The organism is Petralouisia sp. (genome assembly GCF_056822245.1).
On sequence record NZ_JBQIOP010000014.1, the window covers coordinates 25,628 to 37,390 of the forward strand.

The window sequence follows — 11,763 nt, forward strand, 5'->3', positions numbered from 1 at the left end:
CTTTCACAATCCGCTGTTACCTTCCATCTTTCTGACGCGGCTTCCATCCCCGATGCTTCTGCTGGAGCTGCTGATAATCTCCTGCTCTGAGGTCAGAAGTCCTTCTTCTAATGCTGCGTTTGTACTGTTCTTATCCTGCACTTTTACTTCATAGCGTTTGGCAACCAGTTCCTTTCCCATTACGCCCTGCTCCTCCTCCATCACCAACACAAAATATCCGTTCTGTTCTTCATGAAGGGCCTGAATCGGAATCACAGCGGAATAATTTTCCGACTTCTGGACAATTTCAATCTCTGCCCGCGTGCCGGTTTCCAGTCTCCCGTCCGGCATATCAATTACAAGCTCCAGCAGCGTGGGATCTTCCTCATTTTCTGTCACGCTGGTTACCGTATAATCCGTGATTTTCTCCTGGCTTCCAGGCACGCTGATATTCACCTGGCTTCCTTTGCTGACATATTTTTCATTGGATTTATCCACTAAAGCTGTCAGACGGCTTCCCTGAGAAGTATCTGACAGGCGCATAGCCGTTCCCTCTGTGGTAAAATCTCCGGTGAGAATGGAAATATTTGTCACCACTCCCTGTACCGGCGCCGTAACCCTGCCTTCTGCATGCTTCAAATCCTGAAGTTTGCCCAAAACCAGCTCCAGCTGCTGACTGGTGATTTCATTCTGCCTGGAGGTGGTGTCTGAGGCTGCCGGCGCGTTGGCATCCTCCAGAGCCCTTGCCGCTGTCTTTACATTTTCTGTCCGGGAGGATACTGCCGAATCATAGGCTCCTTTTGCCTCTGCGGCCGCCTGTTCTAACCGGGCCTTTTCTGCTTCCCAGGCCGCAAGTTTATCTGCTGCGTTCTGGTCATTTCCTGTTTCCTGCTCACTCTGCCCGGAAGGACCCTTTTCTTCCTCCTCTTCATCTTTCCTGACGCCTGATGCTTCATCTGCATCATTTTCCTGTTTTGCCCGGCTTTGGCCGTCATTTACTTCAGGAGGCCCTTCTGCCAGAAAGTTCTGCAACGCCTGCTCTGCCTGATCCCAGGCCGCTTTCGCCTGAGCTACAGACGCGTCTCCGTCTGCTACCGCCTGATTGTAATCCTCCGAGGCCCTGGTTTTTGCCCGTTCCCGGTTCTGCTGTTCCACATTCCTGGCGCTTTGGGCGTCCTGGTTCTGCAGCCTGGACTTCTCCAATTCCTGCTCCGCTGCCAGAATCTGCTCCTGCAGCTCCTCCAGATCCACAGTAAACAGCACTTCCCCGGCTTCCACCGACTGGCCTTCCCGGACGAAGATTTCCTTCACCCGCTGTCCGCTTTCTGTATATACTGCAATTTCTTTTCCGGCTTCCACTCTGCCGCTTCCGGTTACCTTATGGTCAATGGTTCCCGTCTTAATCTTTACCGTTTCCACCCTTGCCATGGATGCCCCGGTTACGGCTCTTGACAAAATGGTAAACAGCAGCATAACTGCCAGAAAACCGCTGAATATTCCAATCACTTTTTTCCTGTCCATCCATCTGTTCCTTTCCAGTTGCTTACTCTTTTACTGCTCCTGCCATAATTCCCTGCTCCAGATAATCCTGCCCGCCTAAAAATACCATCAGCGCCGGAAAAAATGTAACCACTGACGCCGCAAAGGCCATGCCCGACTGATTCACGGAGGTAATATCCGGCAGAAATACCGATAAAGGCAGCAGGCTTTTTTCTTTCAGAAATGTCAAAGGCTGTTCAATCAGGCTCCAGTATTCCAAAAATCCTAAAACCATAGCCGCAATGATTCCGGAGGAGCCTATGGGCAGCGCAAGATAGAGAAAAAGCTGCCACTCCCTGGCCCCGTCCAGTCTTGCCGATTCCAGCAGACTGTCCGGTATCTCCGAAAAAAAGCGGTACATAATGAACACCGGAAAGGTGGAAAAAATTCCCGGCAGGATAATTCCCCACAAATGATCAATCAAAGCCAGCCGATCAAGGATCAGATAATCTGAGAACATCAAAACCTGAAACGGCAGCAGCATCAATATCATATAAATCAGAAAAAATCCCCTTTTCCATGGAAATTCATATTTTGCAAATCCCCAGGCCGCCCCGGTTCCCACTGCAAGCTGTCCCGCTAAAACACCAAATGTGATTTTTATGGAATTCCAGAACATCACGAAAAATTCCGGGGAATCCAGAAATACTTCCACATAATGGGAAAGAGTGGGAAATCCGGGCAGCAGCGGAAAATCCGCGTATCCTTCTTTTCCTGAAACCACTGCTCCCAGACAGTCTCCCAGTTCGTCTTTTCCCATGAAAGAGCCGGAAACCAGAAAAAACACAGGATACAGGGCAGCGGCTGCCAGCAGGGCTAATACGCCCCAGAGAACTGCTTTTCCCAAATGGGCCTTTTTCAGATTCAAAATTTTCAAATCAAATACTTTTTCTTCCATCTTCGTTTCCACCATCCCAGGCTTTCTGCAGCAGTAAAATCAACCCCAGCAGCAGTATGCTTTCCGTCACTGCCGCAGCCGCCATCTTATCAAAGGAAAATGAGCGGAACCAGTTGTTGAATAAATGCTGCATCATATAAATGCTTTCATGGGGATAATCCCCTGCAACCAGATACGCCTCCCGAAATACTTTAAAAGAATTCAGAAAAGACAAGACGGTAATTGTATACAGGGAAGGTTTTAAATTGGGCAGCGTAATTTTCCAAAAGCACTGCCATTCCCCTGCCCCGTCCACTTTTGCCGCTTCATAAATATTTTCTGAAATTCCTGCAAGTCCCGCCATCCACAGTACAATGTCATATCCAAGATTTTTCCAGATATAACTGATCACCAAAATCCAAAAGGCGCTGGAAGTGTTCATCCAGTCCTGCTCTGACGCCTTAAACTGGGAGAGCCAGTGGTTCAAAAGCCCCTGGGAGTGAAACAAAAGCCGCCACACCAGCGCCACGGAAACTGCCGGCAGCGCCATGGGCATCAGAAAAGCGCTCTTGATAAAACCGCCGTATTTGCTCCGGTACAGAATCACCGCGCAGGCCAGCGCCAGAAGAATCAGCAGCGGGATGCAGAGCGCTGTAAACCGCAATGTGTTTTTCACTGCCAGAAGAAATGCGGGATTTTCCATAATCGTACGGTAATTGGCCAGTCCAACAAAGCGGTTATCCACCGCCCCTAAAAAAGAGCGGCGGACAACATCTGCATAGGGCAGAAGGTAAAATACCATCACCCCCAGAAAGCTGGGCAGTATCCACAGGAATCCCTGCCATTTTGCAAACTTTTTCACCGTCCCATGCATACTTGCTTCCTTTCCGTTATTCTGCCAGATAAATATTTACTTTCTGCATAATGGCGTCCGTTCCTTCCTCCGGAGACAGTTCGCCTTTCAGGACTTTTGTGCCCTGTTCCACCACAGCCGCCTTGATTACGTCATCCTGCAGGGCCGGAGTGGTCAGTGATTCTGCCAGATTCGTAAGCTTCTGGATTTCTTCTTCCGGCGTGGGGATTAATGCGTAATCCAGGATTTCATCTATATCTGATCCGCCGCCTGCAACTCCTACCAGACTCTCTTTGTCTGCATATTCATGCCCGTCGATCACGCTTTTGAAGGCCTCCTTTTCCACCGGAAATCCGCCGAACTGGGACACTTTCTGCGCTTCCGAAGAGAGCAGGTATCCGGCGAATTCTTCCGCTGTTTCCGGCTGAGACGCTTTGCTGCTGATTCCCAGTATCATGGCGGGCACAAATACCTGCTTTGCCTGTCCCGGCATCAAACCGTAGTCTCCGCCTCCCAGTTTCTCATTTACCGAATTCATCATACCGTAATCCATCCGTCCGAATAAGCCCGTGCTGACTTTAATTCTTCCAAACGCCAGGTCAAAATCCCCCCAGCTTAACGATACTTTGTGAAGCTCATTAACCGCTCCGCCCTGGCTGATGCTCTGGTAAACCTCTTCATCCACGGCGCTGCTGTCATATTCCCCGTAAGCGTTTTTGAGCTTTGACAGAAACTCTGTAATCTTTCCTGCATCCAATGTTTTATCTTCTTTCTGCCATGCTGCGCCGCAGCTGTACCAGAATCTTTCCACAATTGCCTCCGGATCTGTATTGGCCAAAATACCCTGTTTGGCTGTAAATGTGTCAAAATCCTCTCCCGGCGTATAATTTGCGCTGCCTCCCTGGGCCGCAGGAATCATAAACCTTGCGGGAATTGCGCAGAGCTGCCCCTGAGCGTCCTGGTAAGCCGTCAGGATATTTTCAAAATAATTGCTTTTATCCGCCAATATCGGCGACATATCTTTTAAAATTCCTTTTTCGATATAAGTATTAACCGGCATACCGTCCAGAAGAATCAGATCCGGCCCCTTTCCTGCCATAATTTCTGTTGTCAGGGTTTTTAACGCATCCGAAACAGTTGTGCCGTTTTCCTCTGACAAAGCAACCTGGTAATTCACATAAACATCCGGATGGTCTTTCTGAAAACTGCTGACAGCCTGGCGCAGCTCCCGGTTGTTATACAGGGAATATACCTTCAGTTCTTTATCCGGTTTGGCAGGAGTGTCTTTTGACCAGGTATACCGCAGCAAAACCATTCCGTCTCCCACCTCTGAATTCGCATCGTTTGCGGCTATCAGAAGATTCTGTTCATCTATCATGGTCAAAGCTCCCGGATAAAAGGCAGGAGAGCCCAGCGTATTCATGGAGCCGTCAATCAGCTGTTCCATAACGCTGCCGCCGAATTTATAGTGAAACAGCCCTTTTCCTGTGAGATAATAAATGCTTTCCCCGGCATCCATGCTGTCAACCGCATGAAAGAATCCGCTTTCCGCCACGCTTTGCTGCAGCGCTTCTTCTGCCTGCTGCTGTTCTCCCGTTTCTGTGTCGTATACCAGAACTTCCGTGCTTGTCACTACAAGCATCTTTTTTCCTGCTGTAAACACCTGATGGGTATCTTCCATACCGTTGAAATCATAAGTCTGCTTCACGCTTCCGTCTGATATGCTGATCTGGAAAATCTTATCCGTCATATCCGTTACCATAATCTGGTCGGCTCCTAAAAAACAAATATCTAAAATCAAATTTTTCACGTCTGATCTGTTCATAACGTTGTCCCCGGCGCCTTCCTCCCCCTCTTTTTCATCTGCAGAAACATTTGTGGAAAAAGACTGGGCGGACCCCTGACCGCTTTGTTCTGCCGCCGGCAGTTCAAAGGGAATCTGGCCTATGCTTCCTTCGCTGCTTACCAGATACAGAATCGGTTTGATTCCGCCCTCTGCAATTCGATTATAAACCCATACGGACTGCCCGTCTAAAGAGAGAGCCGCATAGTCAATATAGCCGTTTTCTTCATCCTGCAGTTCCCCAGGCGCATCAAAAGCCTTCTCCCAATTTACCCCGGAATCCTTGGAATCCCACACTGTTTCCTTACCGTCATCCGCATTTTTTCCTATAATTCGAATGGTGCCGTCCTCCAGTTTTCTCATATCATAAATACTGCTGAATACAATGGGCAGCGTCACGTCCTCCTCCAGAAAACGTCCGAGAGCCTGCTCTCCTCCTTCTTCCACCTTTTCACCAGTCTGGCTGTTTCCTTCATTCCCGACAGCCCCATTGTCTGTTTTGCCGCAGCCGGCAAGGCTCCCCAGAATCAATACAGCCGATAACAGGATTCCTGCCCCGCGTTTTAATATTCCATATTTCATTCTCTTACCTCCTTGTTGTCATTCCAATTTGGAATCTGAAACCAGAATAACACAGCAACCTCTAATCTTCCTCTAAACAAAGCAAAAAATTTTAGAGATTATTTAGAGATTTTGTGGTAATATTTATCATGAGATGGAGTCCTGATGATCTTTCCCTCTATACTGCAGAAAACTGAAAGGAGCCCCCAAAGTGCGTATACTGATTATAGAAGACGATAAATCCCTGGCAGAAACCCTCCGTTTCCAACTGGAACGTAGCCATTTCGAAACGGATGTGTGCCACGACGGCGAAGAAGGGCTGCATTTTATTGAACAGCAATCCCACGACCTGATTTTGCTGGACCGGATGCTGCCTGTGTTAGACGGTATTTCCGTTTTGAAAATTACCCGGGAGAAAAATATTTCCACTCCTATCATTTTCGTCACGGCCCTTGGCGCATTAAATGACAAAATTACAGGTCTGGACTGCGGAGCAGATGATTATCTGGTAAAACCTTTTGATTTTGAAGAGCTGCTTGCCAGAATCCGGTGCATTTTAAGGCGCCCGCCCAAATGGGAAGGCAGCAGGCCCCTGAACCTGGGGGATATTTCCTATGACACAGACCAGAAAAAACTTTGCTGCAAGAACCTCTCCTGTTCTCTCTCTGCCAGGGAAGGAGATTTACTGGAATTTTTCTTAAGAAACCCGGAACAGACCATTCCCCGGGCTTCCCTGCTGGCAAAGGTCTGGGGGCCGGATGCAGAAGTGGAGAACGGCAATCTGGACAACTATATTTATTTTCTGCGCCGCCGGCTCAAAAGCGTTCAGAGCGCTGTTCAGCTGAAAACCGTCCGGGGAATCGGTTATCAGTTGGTACTGCATCCTTAATTTATCTGGAGGTGCTTTATGTTCCAAAAACTTCACATTCGACTTACCCTCTTCTGCACGTTCATCTGCGGCATGATTCTTATTTTCATGTCCCTGATTTGCCTGTCTGTTTCAGAAAAAGAATCCAGAAAACGGCATTTTTCCGATTTCCGGATCAATATCAGTATGTTGGTAAATCACCTGGAAAGTCAGAATGTCGTTTCTTATACCTGGCTCAGCCAGTTCTGTACGGACACTCATTTTGAACTGGATATTCTGGACAATGGCTCCCGACTGGTATTTGACGCCCTGAATCCAACCTCTCTGGACGAGGATTATTTTACCCGGGTGCGGCAGAAAGCCAAGACAGATTATGGACTTCTGGAGGAATCCGTCACAGCAGATTCTATCCTTTCCACCCATGAAGAATTTGAACTGACGATCAACGGCGAAACGTATTACAGCGCAATGGCCCTGATTCCCAAGCATAACGGCGCCCTGAACATTGCGGCCCTCTATTCCCTGTCAGGTCTGCACAGAAGAATTCTGTTTCAGCGGCTTCTGTTTGCCGGAGCAGATATTTTCGGTATCCTGCTTTTGGGAATATTTTTCTGGTTCTTTACCTGGCGGATGATCCATCCTCTGGTTATCAGCCGGCAGAAACAGGCAGACTTTGTGGCGTCCGCTTCCCACGAACTCCGCTCTCCGCTGACTGTTATGCTTTCCTGCCTGTCTGCAATGAAGCAGGCTTCTCCCGCAGAAGCAGAACATTTCTCCAGAACCATAGAATTGGAAGGAAAGCGCATGAGCCGTCTGATTGATGATATGCTGACTCTTTCCGGCACAGACAGCTCTCATTTTGCCATTCACAAACAACCGGCGGAACTGGATACGCTGCTTTTGTCCGCCTATGAGAAATTTGAGCCTCTGGCACGGAAAAAAAGCATTTCCCTGCACATCTCCTTACCAGAGGAAATGGTACCGCCCTGTCTCTGCGACAAGGAACGCATGGAACAGGTTTTCGCAATTCTTCTGGACAATGCCATCAGCTATACGCCAACGAAAGGAACCGTCTCACTCTCCTTAGACGCTTCTTCTGAGCGGCTGACATTTCGAATTGCAGACAATGGAGCGGGAATTCCGGATGAAGAAAAAGAAGCCGTTTTCGACCGCTTTTACCGATGTGATAAATCTCATAAAGACAAGACCCATTTTGGGCTTGGGCTCTGCATTGCAAGGGAAATTATTCAAATGCACCGGGGAAAACTGTGGATTGAGGATACTCCGGGAGGCGGGGCTACTTTTGTGGTGGCATTGAATTTGTAAAAAAGTCTGGGAAGAAAAAGTCATTGTATCAAATTTTAATCCTCATAATGTCCTTTACAGGAAACAATCTCCATCACATCCCCGCTAACCCGATATACTAACCTGTTTACCCCGTCAATCCTCCGACTCCAGAATCCGTTCAGGTCACCTCTCAACGGCTCTGGTTTCCCAATGCCGTCAAAACTTCCTCTTTCAATATCTTTCAGAAGCATATTAATACGCTTTAATGTTTTTTTGTCCTGCGTCTGCCAGTACATATAATCTTCCCATGCTTCATCAAACCAAATCTTTTTCATTCACTGACCTCAATCATGTCATGCTCTACGCCTTTTCCTTCATTGAGCGCTTCCATTCCCCTGCGCAGATGCGCCATGTTGCTTTCAGAGTAAAACGGGTCAACAGATACTTCAAAAGGAATCCTTTTTTCCCTTGTCATTTTCTTTGCAAATATAGTAATTGCCGTTGTCATATTCATTCCAAGTTCCTGACAAATCTGCTCCATATTTTTTTTGAGTTCTTCATCCATTCGGATATTCACCAATGTCTGCGCCATAACAACTCTCCTTTTCCATTTTATTTATATCTTACATCAAAGTAAAGACAATATCAATACAATATCTTTATAATACGTCAAGAATAACAGATACATTCTTGAGTTTACTATGATTCCACTCTCACAAAAAAACAACAAATGAAAAAGCTGCCGGAAAATGACAGATTCTCTACAATACAGGGCTGTCATTTCTTCCGTATCGCAGCCATATATCGTGTACAAATCCCATTTTCCGGCAACTCTGTTTCATGCCAAAACTGCCCGAAAAAGACTTCTGGAACATTCTGTTTTTCTCAGCTCTTATATCTCTATCCCAACAGCTTCAGCATCTCTTCTTTTGTAAATTTCACCCCTTCGAACCCTTCGTGCCCCAACAGCTGCTCCGCCAGTTCACTCTTCTTCTCCTGCAGTCTCAGGATTTTTTCTTCAATGGTACTTTTGGCAATCAGCTTGTACACGGTCACAGGATTTTTCTGCCCAATCCTGTGAGCCCGGTCAGTGGCCTGGTTCTGCACTGCTACGTTCCACCATGGATCATAGTGGATAACAATATCCGCAGCAGTCAGGTTCAGTCCGGTGCCCCCTGCTTTCAGGGAAATGCAAAACACCGAAGCTTCTCCCCGCTGAAAGGAATCCACCAGTTCCGCCCGCCGCTCTTTGGGCGTTGCCCCTGTCAGCGTCAGAAAAGGAATGCCTTCTTTCTGCATCCTCTCCTGCAGGATGGCCAGCATGGAGGTAAACTGGGAAAACAAAAGAATTCTGTGTCCACCGTCTATGGCATTTTTTATCAGATCCATGCACATCAGCAATTTTGCCGACTCTCCCTGATAATTCTGATACACCATAGACGGGTCGCAGCAAAGCTGCCGCAGTCTCGTCAGCTCCGCTAACATCTGTATTTTCCCGGATGCAAATTCTTCTTCCGTCTGCCCGTCCAACATCAGTTTTATACGCTGAACGTGAGCAGTATAAAGTTTCTCCTGCTCCTCTTCCATCCTTGCAAATACTGCTTCTTCCAGTTTCGCAGGCAAATCTTTCAGCACATCTTTTTTTAAACGGCGCAGGACAAAGGGACGGATCATTTTCCGTAGGTGCCCTCTTTTTTCATCGTCCTGTTCTGTCACCGCGGGAATCTCTATTTCATCCCGAAAACGGCTGTAAGTGTATAAAAATCCCGGCATCAGATAATCAAAAATACTCCACAGCTCACTAAGCCTGTTTTCAATGGGCGTTCCGGTCAGGGCCGCCTTAAACCCTGCCCGGATATTTTTTACCGCTTTGGCCGCCCTGGTATTGTGGTTCTTAATATACTGTGCCTCGTCAATAATTTCATGGGCAAAGCTGTATTCCTCGTAAAATTCCTCGTCTCTGCGCAGCAAATCGTAAGAGGTAATCAGAATATCCAGCTTTCCTGCAGAATCTATGATTTCTTTCCGTTCGGGGGCTGTCCCTGTCACAGTCACTGCATGCATTCCGGGCGCGAATTTTCCGATTTCGCTTTTCCAGTTATACACCAGAGAGGCCGGACAGACAATCAGCGCAAATTTTTCCGATTCCTGACTGTTCTTTCTGCACTCCTGCTCTGACAGTAAAAATGCAATCACCTGCAGGGTTTTTCCAAGCCCCATATCATCTGCCAGAATCCCGCCGAATCCATTGACATGTAAGGTTTTCAGCCACAGAAATCCCTGTTTCTGGTACTCGCGCAGTACCTTTTCCAAAGATTTCGGCACTTCAAAATCATTATCCTCCACCGTTTTCATGTTCCGAACCAGCGCCCGGAACGTTCTGTCCTTGGCTGCATGAAAACGGTTCTGGTCTTTTAATTCTCCATCCAGGTATAAGGCCCGGTACTTGGGAAGGGTGATGCTGCCCTGGCTCCACTGACTGGCAGGAACCATAATCCCTTCCTGAATTCTGGAGAGTACAGCTAACCCGTCCTCTTCCATACTCAGGAAATCCCCGCTTTTCAGCCGGAAAAACTTTCGTTTCCGCTGATAGGAGGAAAGGATCTCGATCAATTCCGAAAGAGGCATATCCTCACTTTCCAAGGTCAGTTCCAACAATTCTCCTTTTAATGACACCCCCACCGAAACAGAGGGCGAAGGGTTCACATGAATGGACTTCAAAGCATCGCTGACAAAAACGGTTCCAATCCTGGCCAGTTCTTCCATCCCTTCGGTCAGCAATGCATATAATTTCTCATCATCCCCCAAAAGAACCATTTGCTTTCTCTGGAAATCCATATTCTGAAACCAAATGCGGACCCGTTCCCGCTGCTTTAATTCCGCCAGCTCATCCCGGTTCTCAATTATACGGGGTTTGTCGAAAATATTGTATTTTTGTTCTTCATAACGCACATAGATTTCACAGGTTACCGTCTGCTTATCCGGCGCGTCCAGGTAGAACTCATACTCCGGCTCCGGCGGCAGATATTTTTTCTCCTGAAATTCATACCGCCTAATCCGGTAATGACGTTCCAGCACCGGCAGCAGATCCCGGCAGAATCCAGGCAGTTCCCCCTGAGCCACAAAGCATTCACGGCATTTATATTCGCTCATGTACTCCCAAAAAGGACGGATTTCCCGAACCTGTTCCATAGACATCCGGTAAATCACAGACTCTTTCCACAGATATCCATACTGATTGCCGAACGTGCAGAACATTTCTTCCTGTTCCAATACTGCTCCGTCCTCCTGTCCCCGGACAGTCAGAACCGGCTGATACCATTCATCAGAAACACGGTAGCTCTGCCAGGAGCTATAATTTGTCTCTACCTGAAATTCCTCTGTTCCCACAGCCTGAAAAAACTCATCCATATTCCCGCTGTGGATTTGGACATACCGGTTCTCATGCCCATAGTAGTTTATGGCATGCCTGTTTCTATTGCGGTCTGCCGCTGTCATGACAAGAAACTCTGCCAGCGTCCTGCCTCTTTTGGTAAATACCTCCGGAATATGGTAAAATTCCAACGCCTTTCCGTAAGAAACCAGGTCGCCGCGCCGCATGGCATTGGCAAAGGTCATGATATTTTTCAGCACATATTTCCGCTTGCCTCCGATTTTAAATTCCACCCGGGGCTGTCCGTAGCTGACAGACATCAGAGGAACAATATCTATGGTTCCCATTAATTCCGCCTGATGGAAAGCCAGATGTTCTTTCTCTTTGTACTGGCGGAGCAGGCGGGACAATCCGTAGCTGCTGCTGCGTCCCGGCGCAATGCCTTTACTGGCAGAAGAGCCGGTGGACAGAATTTTTCCGTTTCGCTTTTGTGTCTCTTCTTCTGGTCTTTTTCTATCCATTTTTGTCTCCTGCTTTTATGAAGTAATGGGTGAGAGGGACTTCAGGGGGGCGGTTTTTGGGG

Annotated in this window: 9 protein-coding genes; 2 read left to right on the forward strand and 7 right to left on the reverse strand. The window is 47.7% G+C overall.

The window, feature by feature from the left end; genetic code table 11:
• Positions 1-3 precede the first annotated feature (3 nt).
• The 4 genes from ACTO17_RS07335 to ACTO17_RS07350 are packed head-to-tail and all read right to left on the reverse strand — an operon-like array spanning position 4 to position 5,673.
• Entirely contained in the window at positions 4-1,500 is a 1,497-nt protein-coding gene (locus ACTO17_RS07335) for an efflux RND transporter periplasmic adaptor subunit (RefSeq protein ID WP_482557458.1), read from the reverse strand.
• Positions 1,501-1,522: 22 nt separating this feature from the next.
• Entirely contained in the window at positions 1,523-2,416 is an 894-nt protein-coding gene (locus ACTO17_RS07340; RefSeq protein ID WP_482557459.1) for a carbohydrate ABC transporter permease, read from the reverse strand.
• A complete protein-coding gene (locus tag ACTO17_RS07345; protein WP_172536233.1) occupies positions 2,397-3,269 on the reverse strand; it encodes a carbohydrate ABC transporter permease in 873 nt (290 codons plus the stop codon). The genes ACTO17_RS07340 and ACTO17_RS07345 overlap by 20 nt, the downstream gene beginning before the upstream one ends.
• A gap of 16 nt (positions 3,270-3,285) precedes the next feature.
• A complete protein-coding gene (locus ACTO17_RS07350; RefSeq protein WP_482557460.1) occupies positions 3,286-5,673 on the reverse strand; it encodes an ABC transporter substrate-binding protein in 2,388 nt (795 codons plus the stop codon).
• Between the two features lie 190 nt (positions 5,674-5,863).
• Between ACTO17_RS07350 and ACTO17_RS07355 the strand changes: the two genes are divergently transcribed.
• Together ACTO17_RS07355 and ACTO17_RS07360 are read left to right on the forward strand one after the other, a co-directional pair.
• Positions 5,864-6,541 carry a response regulator transcription factor gene (locus ACTO17_RS07355; RefSeq protein ID WP_482557461.1) on the forward strand — a complete coding sequence of 226 codons (678 nt, stop codon included), beginning with the start codon at positions 5,864-5,866 and terminating at the stop codon, positions 6,539-6,541.
• Positions 6,542-6,559: 18 nt separating this feature from the next.
• Positions 6,560-7,846, forward strand: coding sequence for a sensor histidine kinase (locus tag ACTO17_RS07360; RefSeq protein WP_482557462.1), 1,287 nt, complete (start codon positions 6,560-6,562; stop codon positions 7,844-7,846).
• Between the two features lie 35 nt (positions 7,847-7,881).
• On the opposite strand, the gene ACTO17_RS07365 is transcribed toward ACTO17_RS07360, so the two are convergent.
• The 3 genes from ACTO17_RS07365 to ACTO17_RS07375 all read right to left on the reverse strand — a co-directional run bounded on the left by ACTO17_RS07365 (position 7,882) and on the right by ACTO17_RS07375 (position 11,701).
• Positions 7,882-8,142: a Txe/YoeB family addiction module toxin gene (locus ACTO17_RS07365; protein WP_172536229.1), complete on the reverse strand. Its 261-nt coding sequence runs from the start codon at positions 8,140-8,142 to the stop codon at positions 7,882-7,884.
• A complete protein-coding gene (locus ACTO17_RS07370; protein ID WP_172536228.1) occupies positions 8,139-8,399 on the reverse strand; it encodes a type II toxin-antitoxin system RelB/DinJ family antitoxin in 261 nt (86 codons plus the stop codon). The genes ACTO17_RS07365 and ACTO17_RS07370 overlap by 4 nt, the downstream gene beginning before the upstream one ends.
• 308 nt (positions 8,400-8,707) lie before the next feature.
• Positions 8,708-11,701 carry a DEAD/DEAH box helicase gene (locus tag ACTO17_RS07375; protein WP_482557463.1) on the reverse strand — a complete coding sequence of 998 codons (2,994 nt, stop codon included), beginning with the start codon at positions 11,699-11,701 and terminating at the stop codon, positions 8,708-8,710.
• Positions 11,702-11,763: the final 62 nt, after the last annotated feature.